At 69.5% G+C, this 13,802-nt stretch carries 8 protein-coding genes; 1 reads left to right on the top strand and 7 read right to left on the bottom strand.

Features of this window, described 5'->3' with window-relative positions; translation table 11 throughout:
- The 4 genes from F8M74_RS36050 to pgeF all read right to left on the bottom strand — a co-directional run.
- Positions 1-476 (bottom strand): DNA-processing protein DprA (locus F8M74_RS36050; RefSeq protein ID WP_194858738.1); only part of this gene is annotated, 476 nt, incomplete at its 3' end.
- 139 nt (positions 477-615) lie between these two features.
- Positions 616-1,821, bottom strand: coding sequence for a LysM peptidoglycan-binding domain-containing protein (locus F8M74_RS36045; RefSeq protein WP_171410540.1), 1,206 nt, complete (start codon positions 1,819-1,821; stop codon positions 616-618).
- A gap of 26 nt (positions 1,822-1,847) precedes the next feature.
- Complete coding sequence (locus F8M74_RS36040; protein WP_141258627.1) at positions 1,848-2,708, bottom strand: tol-pal system YbgF family protein; 861 nt, start codon at positions 2,706-2,708, stop codon at positions 1,848-1,850.
- Positions 2,709-2,792: 84 nt separating this feature from the next.
- Positions 2,793-3,554 carry a peptidoglycan editing factor PgeF gene (gene pgeF, locus F8M74_RS36035; RefSeq protein WP_141258628.1) on the bottom strand — a complete coding sequence of 254 codons (762 nt, stop codon included), beginning with the start codon at positions 3,552-3,554 and terminating at the stop codon, positions 2,793-2,795.
- Between the two features lie 178 nt (positions 3,555-3,732).
- Here pgeF and F8M74_RS36030 point away from each other — a divergent pair, with 178 nt between their 5' ends.
- Positions 3,733-5,670, top strand: a complete 1,938-nt coding sequence (locus tag F8M74_RS36030) for a diguanylate cyclase (protein WP_141258629.1) — start codon at positions 3,733-3,735, stop codon at positions 5,668-5,670.
- A gap of 119 nt (positions 5,671-5,789) precedes the next feature.
- Here F8M74_RS36030 and F8M74_RS36020 read toward each other — a convergent pair whose 3' ends face one another.
- The 3 genes from F8M74_RS36020 to F8M74_RS36010 all read right to left on the bottom strand — a co-directional run bounded on the left by F8M74_RS36020 (position 5,790) and on the right by F8M74_RS36010 (position 11,235).
- Positions 5,790-7,271 carry a trypsin-like peptidase domain-containing protein gene (locus F8M74_RS36020; RefSeq protein ID WP_141258630.1) on the bottom strand — a complete coding sequence of 494 codons (1,482 nt, stop codon included), beginning with the start codon at positions 7,269-7,271 and terminating at the stop codon, positions 5,790-5,792.
- Positions 7,272-7,367: 96 nt separating this feature from the next.
- Positions 7,368-8,957, bottom strand: a complete 1,590-nt coding sequence (locus tag F8M74_RS36015; RefSeq protein ID WP_141258631.1) for a glycoside hydrolase family 57 protein — start codon at positions 8,955-8,957, stop codon at positions 7,368-7,370.
- Between the two features lie 25 nt (positions 8,958-8,982).
- On the bottom strand, positions 8,983-11,235 hold the full coding sequence (locus tag F8M74_RS36010) for a DUF4912 domain-containing protein (RefSeq protein WP_163884725.1): 2,253 nt from the start codon (positions 11,233-11,235) through the stop codon (positions 8,983-8,985).
- Between the last annotated feature and the right edge of the window lie 2,567 nt (positions 11,236-13,802).

Genomic DNA, 13,802 nt, shown 5'->3' with positions numbered 1-13,802 from the left:
GCCCCTGACACCACCCCCACCCCCGACGCCGCCACCTGCCGGGCGAAACGCCGCGCGAACGGCAGGAAGCCCTGATCCGGATGACGGCTGCCTACCATGGCCAACCGGCGCCGCGGCAGCCCCGGCACGCCCCGGTAGAAGAGCACCGGCGGCGCATCCGCCACCTCCGCCAGCCGCTCTGGATAGGCCGCCTGCCCCTGGAACGCCACCTTCATGCCCGACGCCCGGCAGGCTTCCCACACCCGCCACGCCACCGGCGCCAGGCGCTCTACGGAGGCGAGCTTGCGACGAACCTGTGAGGAAACCGGCGCCTGAGACACCCAGTCTCGCACCGGAGTCGCGGCGAGCGGCGCGAGGCTTCCGTCCGCGAACGCGCGCAGGGCGACCAGCGTCCTCGGCCCCAGGCCGGGAACGGCCCAGAGCGCGAGGCATGCCTGCTGCTCCGCCGTGAGGATGTCCGTCTCAGCGTCCGCCATACCCGTCCCCCGCTCGATACCCACCTATATGAAGGTGGGGCCGCTGGGAGGGGCGCGACACATAAACACCGGACCGCCACCGGTCAAGCACTCAGCCCCTCCATCCGAGGGGCCCATTGCATTTTTCCTGCCGCGCCGCTCAGCGGCTGGCCGAGGACGACGAGCCCGCGGACATGTGGGCGCGGTCGCCGGGGACCAGTTCCTCCAGGGAGCGGGTCATGAGGCAGTTGGAGGTACGCTCCTTGACCTCGGTCACCAGGCACGCGCCGATGCTCCGCCAGGGGAAGGCCTGCTCCTCCTTGGACGGCTTGCGCACGTCGTGCCCCAGCACGTGGCGAGACGGGTCACCCTTGCGGAGGATGTTGAAGGTGTTGCCCAGCTCCACGCCGTCCGCGCTGCCCTTGTCCACGACGATGCTGTGGTTCTCACCCAGCACCGTGAGGTACGGCACCAGCGCGGTGATGACGGTGCCGTCCAGCTGCTTCGCGTTCGGCTTCGGCGCCACGCGCTCGGTGAGGCGCTCACCCACGGGGCCCACCAGGTCGCCACGCTCGATGCCGTCCCACGTGTCCATGATCTGCGCGGTGACGATGCCGTCGCCCACGCGCTGCACGCGCAGGGTGCCCACGAAGTCGGTGAGGAAGCCCAGCGGGCGCCCGGTCACCGGGTGCTTCACGGCCTGGGTGGTGTGGTAGACGACGTAGCGGTCCCCCACCTTCACGTCACCCTTCCGCTTGAAGCGCACGTAGACGCTGTCCGGGAAGGAGAGCATCACCGCGTTGGAGGGCGAGCCCTCGATGCGGCCGGCCTCGTCCAGTTCGCGCTGGGTGACGAAGCCCTGCGTCGTCACGGGGACAGAGTTGGCCAGGTCGACGCCAATCTTGCCCGTCACGATGACCTGGTCGTTGGAGGTCATCTCCATGGGGGCCGTCACGTCGCCCTCGTCGACCACCATCTCCGTCACCTGGGTGGGGACCTCCTCGCCCGCGGCGAAGAAGCGCACCTGGTTGCCGGGGTAGATCCAGTGCGGGTTGGCGATCTCCGGGTTGTAGGACCAGACCTTGGGCCAGTACCAGGGGCTGCCCAGGTAACGCTGGGACAAGTCCCACAGCGTGTCACCCGACTCCACGGAGTGGACCTCACCGGGAGCGCTCTCACGGCCCCGGGGCGCGCCGGGCGGAATGGCGACGGAGGTCGGCTGCGCGGAATCGGGCGCCTCGTCCATCACCTCGGCGCCGCCCATCTCACCGCCCGTGTCCTGCTCTTCCTCGTTCTCCTGCTGGGCGTACGCGGTTGGCGCGACGGCGAGGCTCAACATCAGCGAGGTGAGAATCCGGGAGCGCATCGCGGGACGTCCTTTCGAAAGAAGCATCACTGGGGGATCGCGGCGAGCCGCTGTTCCGCCTGGGTAGCAGCCGCCGTCCCCGGGAACTGGGTGACGACGCGGGTGTAGAGCACCTTGGCATCCGCGGACTGGTTGAGCCGCATCCGGCACTCGGCGAGCCGGAGCATGCCGTCCAGCATGGCGTCCCCGGCGGGATACTTGTCGATGAGCCGCTCGAACGTCTTCGCGGCTCCCTTGAACTCGTTGAGGCCAATCTGGCCCAACCCGCTGAAATAGAGCGCGTTGTCGGCGCGCGGGTGACGCGGGTTCTCATCAGCGAAGCGGCGCAGCTTCTCCACCCCGCCCTCCACGTTGCCGGTGCGCAGCATGTTCACGGCCTTGTCGAACTCCGCGTCGAGCACGTCGGGGTCCTGCTGCTCCCCCGCGTCCTCGTTCGACGCCATCATGGTCGCGGCCGACGCGGCGCTCGCCGACGAGGCGGACCCTTCGTCCGGCGCGGGGCTGATGAACATCTCCATCTGCTCGTCGTCCGGCTCCATCACCGCCACGGCGGTGGGCAGCTTCGGCGCGGGCTCATGGCGCGGCTTGAGCTTCACCACCGCCAACTCCGGCGTGGCGCCCAGCGACTCCTGGGCGGACGCCTCCACCTTCACCGGAATGGGACGCGCTGACGGGCTCTCACTCGAAGCCCCCGCGCGCGACACGGCGTCGTGCGCCTCCAACCGGGCCACCCGCTCCACCAGCCGTTCCTGGGACGCGCGCAGCGTGCGCAGTTCGGAGCGCAGCGCACTCACCTCCGCCTCCGAGGAAGCGGTGGTGGCGCAAGCGCCCAGCGCACACAGGGGCGCGGCGGCGAGCAGACGGAAGATGACGGAGCGCGCGGGCACGGGCCTTTTTCAGCAGAGGGGTCCCCCCGAGGATAGGAAGGCCCGTCGGAGAGCGTCAAGAAATCGGCCCCACACACCGGGTGGCTAGAAGCGGTGTACCACGTAATTGAGGTGCCGCCCCGTCCGCCCCGCGTCCCGCCGATGGGAGAAGAAACGCGTTGAATCACACGCCGTACAGGCCTGTAGCACATCGACGTGGGCCAGCTTGAGCCCCGCCCCCACCAACGTCTGACGCACCGCGCGGGTCAGGTCCAGCCGCGGCTTGCCTCCCACCCACCGCACCACTTCATCCCCGAAGCGCGCGCTGAAGCGCTGCGCCAGCTCCTCCGACACCTCGTAGCAACAGACCTGTATCGACGGCCCCACCGCCGCCAGCAGCCGCTCCGGCCTCGCACCGCGCGACACCAGCACCTCCACGGCGCGCGCGCTGATGTCCGCGTCCGTACCCCGCCAGCCGGAGTGCACCGCCGCCACGCCGCGCCCATCCGGGTCCACCAGCAGCACCGGCACGCAGTCCGCCGTGCCCACCGCCACCCAGCTTCCCGTTGCCTGCGTCCACAGTCCGTCCGCCTCGCCCTCCGTGGGGCGCAGCCCCTGGGCCCCCTCCCCGCTCCGGGCCTCCACCACGCGATCACCGTGCACCTGCGACACGCGGCTCAGCGCTTCGAGCGGCGCGCCAGCGGACTGTGCGAGGCGGCGGTGGTTCTCCTCCACGCGCGCCCGCTCGTCGCCCACGGAGAAACCCAGGTTGAGTGACGCGTAGGGCCCCTCCGAACAACCGCCAGCGCGAGTGGTGAAGCCGTGCGGCACCGGCAACAGCGCGGAGGTGAGAAATTCGGTCGACATGGAATCTCCAGGAATCCACCTGATTGATGCACCAGGAGGTGATCCAGCGTCAGCGCAATCGTAGGATGATTTCGCCGCTTCGTTTGACAGGTAGCGTCAGCCACCTGACAATTCATGGACCGTCCAAACTCCGTGAAACCAGTCCGAAACTCCGCGCTCGAGAGCCGCGAGCACCCGTATGCCCCTGGGTCCCGACACCGTTGGTCGCAAGCTGCTTTGGAGCATCGCCCTGCCCGGGCTGCTCGTGGCGCTGCTGGGCGTCGGCCACTTCTGGCGTGAGGCGCGGGTCGCGGTCCAGGACGCCACCCAAGTGGAGTCGCTGGCGCTGGCGGAGTTCGTCGCATCCACCTTCACCCTTCCGCAAGCGCGCGGGGCTCCGGCCCATGGCGCGGTGACGGAGGTGATGCGCTCCGACACCCGGCTCTTCCGCTCGGTGGAGGACGTCCGGGTGCTGACGCCGGATGGGCGCATCCTCTGGTCCCGCCGCTCGGGTGAAGAAGGCACGACGCACCCGGAGGCCGCTCGGCTGACGGCCCCTGGCCCCGAGCGGGCGCGCTCGGTGGCGCAGATGACGGAGGTCATCCGTCCCCTCGGCGGGCCCGAGTGCGCCGGCTGCCACACCTCCGGCGACGTGCCGGGCGCCAGCATCCTGCAGCTGCGCATGGCGGAGCCGGCGCTGCACCAGGAGCTGTCGTCCGTGTTCGGCGCGGCGCTCGGCTCCATGGGCCTGTTCGTGGTGCTGCTGGCGCTCATCACCGGGCTGGCGCTGCACTTCGTCCTCACCCGCCCACTGCGCAAGCTGAGCGTGGCCATGCGGCGCGCGGAGGCGGGCGACCTGCTGGTGCGCGCGGACGCGCGAGGCACCGACGAGCTCGCGCAGTTGGGCGCGGCCTTCAACCAGATGCTGGCGCGGCTCACCTCCATGAAGGCGGAGGAGATTGACACCCACCGCGACCTGGAGCTGGTGAAGGAGAAGCTGGCCCTCAAGGACGAGTTGGAGGACCGCCTCAAGGAGCTGTCGCTGCTCTTCGACGTGGCGCGCTCGCTCAACGCCACGCTGGAGCTGGATGAGCTGCTGGACGCCGTCACCCGGCTGGTGACCGAGCGGCTGCGCATCCCCGAGTTCTCCATCATGTTGATGAACCCGGAGAGCCTGCTGGAAATCAAGCACGCCTGGCCGGAGGGCCGCGGCGCGGAGGGCCTCACCTTCGCGCTGGGCGAAGGCGCCTGCGGGCGCGCGGCGGAGACGCGCAAGTCGGTGTATCTGCCGGACACGGCGGACCGCTCCAGCGTGTTCGCCAAGCCGGACCTGGTGAAGGGCGGGCTGAACAGCGGCGCGCTGCTGGCGGCGCCCATGGTGCACATGGAGACGCTGCTGGGCGTGATGAACTTCCAGCGCCCCGAAGTGGCCAGCTTCTCCGCGGAGGAAATCGAGCTGCTCACCGCGGTGGCGGACGTGGTGGCCACGGCGGTGAAGAACGCCCGGCTGCACGCGGAGACGGTGAAGCTCACCATGACGGACCCGCTCACCGGCGTGCCCAACCGCCGCCACCTCTTCCAGCGCATGGAGCTGGAGCTGGCACGCTCGAACCGCTTCGGCACCCCGCTGGCGCTGCTCATGGTGGACGTGGACCACTTCAAGCGCATCAACGACCTGGCCGGCCACCGCGTGGGTGACGAGACGCTGCGCCGGGTGTGCGACGTGCTGCGGCTGCGCGTGCGCAAGGTGGACACGCTGGCGCGCTACGGCGGCGAGGAGTTCGTCATCCTCCTGCCCCAGACGAACAAGACGGAGGCCATGGAGGTCGCGGAGAAGCTGCGCCGCGCCGTGGCGGAATCCGTGGAGCTGGTCCAGCCGGGCCTGCCGGGCAACCACGTCACGGTGTCCATTGGCGCGTCGCACTTCCCCTCCGACGCTTCCGCCCAGGAAGAGCTGGTGGACTGCGCGGACGCAGCGCTCTATTTCAGCAAGCGCACCGGCCGGAACCGCACCACCCTGTACGAGACCGGCATGGAGCTGCACCCGGGCCGCGAGCGGGGCCCGCACACGCCCACGGCGGAGCCTCCCGCCGTGACTGCCGCCCCCAATCCTCCGGGTGGCGTGGCCAAGGCGTAGGCGCTCAGCGGCTCACGAGCGTCTGCGCCATGGGCAGCAACAGGTCCGCCCACTCCTCATAGCCATCGGCCGACGAATGGAAGCCGTCGTCCGAGAAGAAGTGGGGGCTCCTTCCGGACTCACGGAACCCGCAGGGCGCGCAGGTTGCGAGCCCCGCCCGGCGCCGTCACGCGCAGCAGCAAGGTGCTCCCGGACTCGGCGCCCTTGATGATGCGGGCCAGGGCGTCCGCGTTCTCCACCTTCTTGCGGTTGGCCTCGATGACGACCATGCCGGGCTCCAACTGCGCGCGGTCCGCCGGCGAGCCAGGCACCACGTCGGTGATGAGCGCGCCGCTGCTGTCCGTGAAGCCGGCCTGCTGCGCGGTGCGCGCATCCAGGTTCTGGAGGCTGACGCCCACGCGCCGGGAGCTCTCCTGCTGGTTGTCCGGCCGCTGCTTCGCCGAGGCCACGCCCTCCAGGTCCGGCCGCGTGCCGAGCGCCACCTTCACGTCCTGCTTCTTGCCGTCGCGGTAGAGCGTCAACGTGGACGTACTTCCGGGACGCTTGAGCGCCACGGTGCGCGTCAGCTCGCCGCTGGAGGTGACTGTCCGGCCGTCGATGGCGATGACGACGTCATCCTGCTTCAGGCCCGCCTTCGCCGCGGGAGAAGACGGCATCACCTGCGTGAGGATGGCACCTTGGTTCACGGGGAGCTTGAGCGCGCTGGCCAGGTCCCGCGTCAAGTCCTGGATGCCCACGCCCAGCCATGCGCGCGTGACGGAGCCTTCCTTCTCCAACTGCGGTAGCAGCGAACCGATGAGACTGCTGGGCACCGCGAAGCCGATGCCGGAGCCACCGCCGACGATGGCGGTGTTGATGCCCACCACTTCGCCCTTCATGTTGAAGAGCGGGCCGCCCGAGTTGCCCGGGTTGATGGCCGCGTCCGTCTGGAGGAACTCGTCGTACTGGCTGGCGCCAATCTCACGCGCGCGCGCGGAGACGATGCCCAGGCTGACGCTGGAGGCCAGACCGAAGGGGTTGCCAATGGCCACCACCCAGTCCCCCACGCGCAGTGCATCCGAGTCGCCCAGCTTCACGGTGGGCAGGTTCTCCACCTTCTCCTTGAGCCGCACGAGCGCCACGTCCGTGAGCGGATCACGCCCCACCACCTCGCCGCTGAAGCTGCGTCCGTCATCCAGGCGGATGGTGATGCTGACGGCATCCTCCACCACGTGGTTGTTGGTGAGGACGACGCCCTTCGGGTCGATGATGAAGCCGGACCCTGCCCCTTGGCGCAGCGGCTCGCGGCGCTGACGGCCGCCCTCGCGGCCTCCACCGAAGAAGCGCTCGAAGAGCGGGTTGTCCTCCATCCCACGCGGAATGCCGCCCCCTCGGGCCTGCACGTCCACGTTGACCACCGCCGACTTCACCGACTCCACCAGCGGCGCCAGCGACGGAAGCGCCTGGGCCTCCCGTGTCGCGGGCTGGAGGACGTTCCCGGCGCCCGGCTGGGTGGCCGCGGGCGGCGACTTTGGCGCCTGCGAAACAGCAGCAGCGGGGGTCAACGCGACCAGGAGCGCGGCGACGAGCGCCTTCCGGAACGAGACGGTCGAACGGTTCATATGCAGACCAAGCTAAAGCCGAAAACCCGCCCCGCAAGCCAAACCGTCTGACGTGGCGACAGGAGGACACATCGCCCCACCCTGCTCCCCCTGGCCTCAGGCAGGCAGATAGAGGCGGTAGTCCAGCTCTGGATAGAGGTTGTCCCGCCCCTCCACGAGAGAGAGCCAGCCCTCGTCCAGGCTGCCGCCGCGCAGCTGCTCGTGCAGGCGCTGGAAGCGCAGGATGTGCTCGCGCGTGCGGCGCTGGGCGTACTCCACCATGGTGCCCGTCTTCATGATGAAGGCCCAGTCGGAAGACTGAGCGAGCAGCAACTCCCTGGCCGCCTGATTGAGCGCGCGACGTTGCAGCTCACCGGCATCCGGGAAGTCCCGCGCCAGCTCCACCATCTGCTTCGCGCAGTGGTTGAGGTGGCGGTAGATCCAATCATTGCTGCCGTCGAGCCACATGTTGGCGTAACCGCCCGCGCCCCACGAGGACAGCGGCGGCGTCGCCACCTGATTCTCCGGGTGCTCCCGCAGGTCATCCAACGGCGTCACCAGCCGGAACGTCTTCTGGTCATACGCGACCTTGCGGATGAGGAAGTCGAGGAACTGGGGCCCCTCGAACCACCAGTGGCCGAAGAGCTCGGCGTCATAGGGCGCGACGACCACCGGCTCCCTGCCGCCCAGGCGCGAGGCCAGGTCTTCAATCTGCCGTTGGCGGTTGAACAGGAAGTTGCCCGCATGCACCGAGGCCCGCTCACGCGCGGCGAGCGGATCATAGGGGCGCTTCTCGTTCGTCTTCCCGGTGATGCGGAAGTACTTGAAGCCGGTGTTCTTGCGCTCGCCGGTGGGCTGGATGAACGGGCGGATGTAGTCCAGATCCAGGTCCCAGCCGATGTCTCGGTAGAACTCGCGGTAGTCCGGGTCACCCGGGTAGCCGTACTCGGTGCTCCATACCTGCTGGCTGCTCTCCGGGTCTCGGGCATACGCGGCGACGCCCGCCTCCGTGAAGACAGGTGCGTAGGGGCCATGCAGGGGCCGGGGCACGGCGTCCGTCAGGCCGTGCGTGTCGACGAAGAAGTAACGAATGCGCTCGCTGGCCAGCAGGCGCTCCAGGCCCGGGTAGTAGCCGCACTCGGCGAGCCAGATACCGGCGGGGTCCCTGCCGAAGTGCTGGCGGTAGTGGTTCGCGGCCACCGTCACCTGGGCGCGGACGGCTTCGGGCACCTGCTGCATCAACGGCAGGAAACCGTGTGTCGCGTTGCAGGTGAGGATGTCCAGGTAGCCCGCGTCCTGGAGCCGCCGGAACGCGGCGACGAGGTCGCGCTTGTAGCGGTCATGGAACGCGCGGCGCAGGGACTCGAAGTGGTCCCGGTAGAAGCGGGCAATGGGGCCAAAGGTGGCGTCGACTCGCGTCCGATGCGCCTCTCGCGCGCCCAGTTCGCAGAGCAGGTCCAGCCGCCGTGCGTAGCGGCTCATCAGCAACTCGTCGCGCAGCATGGAGACGAGCGTCGGAGACAGCGTCATCGCCAGGCGGAACGGGACGCCGTCCTCCGCCAGTCCGTCGAAGACCTGGAGCAGCGGGAGGTACGTCTCGGAGATGGCCTCGTAGAGCCAGTCCTCCTCGAGGAAGTCCTCATGCTCGGGGTGCCGAACAAAGGGAAGGTGCGCGTGGAGCACCAGCGCGAGGGAACCCTGGCTCATGGTCGTTCAATGTCTCCGTGCGGGTTCAGGAGCGGCCGTCGCCCGAAGGCGGCTTCCGGGGAGGCGGCTCCGCCGAATCGCGGGTGGCGTGGCCCTCGCGGACCTCGAAGGAAGAAGGAGACGCCGGGCGGCGATGCGCCGCGCCTTCCACACGGGACCGGGGCACTTCGAAGTAGCGGTGCTCCTCCTCCGCATCGGCGTCTCCCTGCGCCTGGGCGTCGCTGCCAGGACCCGTGGTGCCGGATGAACGTGGCGGAGCCTCGAAGTAGCGGTGGTTCTCCTCGACCGCGGGGGGATGAGGGCCGGCGCCGTGAGCATCCTTCGCGGTGGTTCCGGTTTCTGTGCGTGCTGACGTGTCGGCAACGCCCGACGGTTGAATCGGAGCACCGAGGAAGCCACGACCCGAGGCGCCTGTCCCCTGCGGAGGAGAATCCAGGTGGCGGCGTTCCGAGGCGCCCGGCTGCGGCTGCGATGGCTCCAGGTAGCCTTGCCCCGATGCACCCGGCGCCCGTTCCGGGGCATTCAGGTAGCGAAGCTCCGAGGCGCCTGCCCGCTGCGGAGATGACTCCAGGTAGCGTTGCTCCGATGCCCCCGGCGCGCGGGGCGGCGACTCCAGGTAGCGCATGTCCGACGCTCCCGGAATGCGGCTTACGTCCAGGTGATGCTGATGCGAAGTCGCCGCACCTTCCGCATAGCGGAGGTCCGATGCACCCGGAATGCCCTGCACGTCCAGATAGCGATAAGGCGAAGCGCCGCTGACCGGCGAGCGAGTCGCACCGCCTTCCGCGTAGCGCAGGTCCGATGCACCCGGGATGCCCTTCACGTCCAGGTAGCGGTGCGGTGACGTGTCACTGCCTGCCTGGCGTGCCGCGCCGCCTTCCGCGTAGCGCAGGTCCGAAGCCCCCGGTGCACGGCCCAGGATCTCCAGGTAGTGCGACACGGGAGCAGTCACGGATCCACGCACCTCGCGCGCATTCCGCTGCGCCGCATCCGACAGATAGCGATGGTCCGAAGCCCCCGCCGCTCGCCTCACCGAGTCCACGTACCGTTGGTCCGAAGCCCCAGGCACGCGTTCCACCGACTCCACGTACCGCTGGTCCGAAGCGCCCGGCGCTCGCGCGGGGCCCTCTAGGTGCGCCTCCGTCATGTCCCTGCCACGACGCTCCCTGTGGACTTCCGGCACATCCAGCACGCCACCACTGCCCGGCAGGTTCACCCGGCGCCACGACACGTACTCGCGCTCCTCTTCCGGCGGCGCTTCCACGACCGCCACGGGCAGCACCGCCTCAAGCGGAGGAACCCGAAGGAAACGCACCGTCAAATCCGTGGAGACACCCGCGGGAGGCAGCGTCACGCGGTTGCTCGAAGCACCGATGCGGCAACTCTGCCCATCACGACCGACGAAGTGCGCCTCCACGCGATACGTCCGCCCCGCCGGCAACCCTCGGATGTAGAAGCCGCGAGCCTCCACCGCGAAGTCCAACTCCCGCTCCATCTGTTCATCACCGAACACACGAAGCACGGTGCGCGGCGCCTCCAGTGCATCCTGCGCCCGCAGCAGGGCCCCCTGGCTGAAGTCCCAGGACACGAAGAGCGTGTGCGGGTCCCTGGGCAACAGGAGGACGGCGTCGTCCTGATACCCCTCCGGCAGCTCACCCAATCCCTCGACATCCACGGTGGGCGGAGGCGGAACCGGCGCGCTTTCCACCAGATGGTGGCTGCGCGCCTCCTCCTCGCCAGCCACCCGCGCCACGAAGAAGCCCTCCTCCACGGGCTCCGCGGGCTTTTGCACAGGCGCGGGCCGTGTGACGGGCGGCGGCACCGGTTCCGGCGCGGGAACGGGCGGCCTCGTGACGGAAGGCATGACGGGCGTCACCGGCTCACGCGCCCGTTCCACTCGGGGCCTGGGCGGGAACGTGACCACCTTCGCGGGTTTGACAGTCGGCTTGCTCCCGGGCTTCTCGGAGGCCCGCTTGGCGGCCACCCGCTTGGGCGCGGACACCCTGCCCTGGCCTTGCGGGCCGTCGGTCTTGGGCTTCGCGGCGGTCGGGGTCTTCGACTTCCGGGGCGCCTTGGCCTTTCGGGCGGCGGGTTTCGCGGCCGAGCGCTTGGGAGGCACTCGGATGCCCGCCAACCGGGCGAGCTTCGCCAGGGCGGGGACGTAGGCGGCCAGGGCTGCGAGCAGCTCCTCTTTTTTCATCCGGCTGTAGCCGCTCCCCAGGTGCTTCCGTGCCAACTCCCTGAGGTAGCTGACCGTCACGCTCTTGAGGTCTTCCATAGGCAAGCAGGCCTTTAGGTCGCTGGTCGTAGGGGGTCAACGTGCCAGCTTGACATGTGTTCTTCGCCCGACCCCCCTTTCTCGTTTCATCACCCGATGACACTCAGGGGGCGGCTAGGTATCCTGCCCACGCTTGAGCGACCTGCCCAGACTGCTCCTGTGCAGTTTCGACGTCATCCCCGGTCCGTCGGGTTCATCCCGGCGTTTGACCGAATACTTGAAGGCGTTGCCGGACCGCTTCTCCGTGGTGGTGCTGTCGGCGAAGACGCCTGACCACTCCCACATCGAGAAGTACCAGGGCGCCCGGCTGCTGCGCGTCCCGGTAGGCTCGGGGGACCTCGCTTCGCGCATCCAGGCCTTCGAGCGGGCCGTGCGCCGGCAGCTCGAAAGCGAGGACTACGCGCTCGCCCACTTCACGGACCCCTTCGGCGGATACGCATTGTGCGAGCTGAAGGGAGACTACGGGTACCGGCTCATCTACGAGGCCCAGACGTTCCCCTCGCAGGAGCTGCGGTACACCCACCCGCAGACGGAGGGGGACCGGCGCTTCCTGTCGAAGATTCGCAGGCAGGAGCTGTTCTGCCTGATGAACGCGGACCTCATCGTCACCGGCTCGGAGACGACGCGCGCGTACATCCAGTCGCTCGGCGCCAGTGAGGAGCAGGTCCGGGTGCTGCCCGCGCCGGTGGACCTCCAACCCTTCACGCCCGAGGTGCTGGGCGCCCCGGACGGCGAACCGCTCCGGATGATGTACCTGGGCAGCCAGGTGGGGTGGCAAGGCCTGTCCACGCTGCTGCGCGCGGTGGAGGTGGCGGCCCGGAAGGAAGAGGTGCGCCTCACGGTGGTGGGCGCGCGCCACGCGGACTGGCAGCCGCACCTGGATGACCTGGTGAAGGAGCTGGGACTGGGCGACCGGGTGGAGTTCCAACCCCCGGTGCACCACGACGACCTGGCCAAGGTGCTCGCGCTCGCGGACGTGGGCGTGCTGCCCATGGATGACGTGGAGCGCAATCGCGTTCAGGGCGGGCCGCTGGCGAAGGTGTCGGAGTACTGCGCCGCGGGCCGCCCCATCATCGCGGCGGACCTGCCCGTGACGCGGGAGCTCATCCCGGCTGGCGCGGGCGTCTTCTTCCCTCCGGGCGACAGCCAGGCCTTGGCCGACCGCATCATCGAGCTGGCGCGCGACGTGAAGCGCCGGATGGAGCTGGGCCAGGTGGCTCGGGCCCACGCGGAGGCGGCGCTCGACGCGGGGCTCATCCGCGGCAAGCTCCTGGACCTGTATGACTCGCTGCTGGAGAAGCGGTCGGAGCCCGTCTCCACCACGAGCGAGGACAACCTGCCCGCGCCCACCACGGTGACGGGAACGCCCACGAACCGGCTGGCGGCGCTGCTGCCTCCCGAGCCCGCCCCCACGGCGGCACCGCTTCCCAAGAAGGCGCCGGAGCCTCGGAAGGACAAGGACGCACCTGCCGCGGGGCGTGCGCGCGAAGACCTGCCGCTGGTCATGGGGCAGGTGCTCGATGAAGGGCTCGACACGCGCCTCATCAAGACGGAACTCGAGACGAATCCCATCGAGCCGCCCGTGGTGATGGGCGCGCCGCTGCGAGAGCGTTCCGCAGCGGCCGCCGATGCCGCGACCACCACGGTCCGCGAGAGCGAGGCCTCCGCGTCCAGCGTGGCCGGCAAGGACGTGACGCCGGAAGGTTCCGCGTACGACGCGAGCGACGACGACGATTCCGAAAGCGCGCTTCCCATCGTTCAGGCAACGGAGGTCGAAGACGCGGACGCCCCCCCGTCGCCGACGCCCATCGTCAAGGCGCCGGCTCCGACAGCGCAGGCCTCGTCGACGGTGAGCGACGATACGAGTGAGCACGCGGCGATGACGCCCGTCGTGAAAGCGCCCTCCGCCTCGGGCCGGTTCTCCTCCGTGCAGAGTGACGACGACAGCGAAGCCTCGGGGACGACGCCCATCGTCAAGGCGCCATCGTCTTCAGGCCGACTGCCGCCGGTGCTGAACGAGAACGGAAGCGAAGCCTCGGCGACGACGCCCGTCGTCAAGGTCCCCCCACCTCCGGGCTGGTCTCCTTCGCCCGTGGGCGCGGATTCCAGCGAAACCTCATCAGCGACGCCCATCATCAAGGCGCCCGCCGCGCTGAACCGGACGGACGCGGGCACCAGCGAAGCTGCCGGGGACTCTGATGAAGCCCCCGCACCGACCCCGGTCGTCCGCAGCCCCGTCATCGGAGCGCGTTACGAGCCGCCCTCGCACACGCCGGTGGTGCGCTCGCCCTTCGAGAAGGAACGGGATGAGACCGCCTCGGCCACGCCCGTGGTGCGCTCGCCCTACGACCGCCAGCGGGACGAGCCACCCGCGCCGACGCCCATCATCCGCGTGCCCACCGAGCTGCTCCAGGAGCTCATCCCCACGCACTCATCCAGCAGCCACGGACCCCATTCCTCAAGCCGGCCGGAAGAGTACCCCCCCCCCACACCCATCGTCCCCGCGCCCTCCTCGCTGTCGAGCCGCTGTCTCTTATAAACATCTGACGCTGCCGACGAACTTACGC

Origin of the sequence: Myxococcus sp. CA023, assembly GCF_010998615.1 — a bacterium.
Classification (GTDB): Bacteria; Myxococcota; Myxococcia; order Myxococcales; family Myxococcaceae; genus Myxococcus.
This window is presented reverse-complemented; position numbering and strand designations above follow the sequence as displayed.

Excerpts from the sequence above, each read along its gene's own strand:
- F8M74_RS36045 (WP_171410540.1), bottom strand. The coding sequence starts at position 1,821 with ATGCGCTCCCGGATTCTCACCTCGCTGATGTTGAGCCTCGCCGTCGCG.
- pgeF (WP_141258628.1), bottom strand. The coding sequence starts at position 3,554 with ATGTCGACCGAATTTCTCACCTCCGCGCTGTTGCCGGTGCCGCACGGC.
- F8M74_RS36030 (WP_141258629.1), top strand. The coding sequence starts at position 3,733 with ATGCCCCTGGGTCCCGACACCGTTGGTCGCAAGCTGCTTTGGAGCATC.
- F8M74_RS36020 (WP_141258630.1), bottom strand. The coding sequence starts at position 7,271 with ATGAACCGTTCGACCGTCTCGTTCCGGAAGGCGCTCGTCGCCGCGCTC.
- F8M74_RS36015 (WP_141258631.1), bottom strand. The coding sequence starts at position 8,957 with ATGAGCCAGGGTTCCCTCGCGCTGGTGCTCCACGCGCACCTTCCCTTT.
- F8M74_RS36010 (WP_163884725.1), bottom strand. The coding sequence starts at position 11,235 with ATGGAAGACCTCAAGAGCGTGACGGTCAGCTACCTCAGGGAGTTGGCA.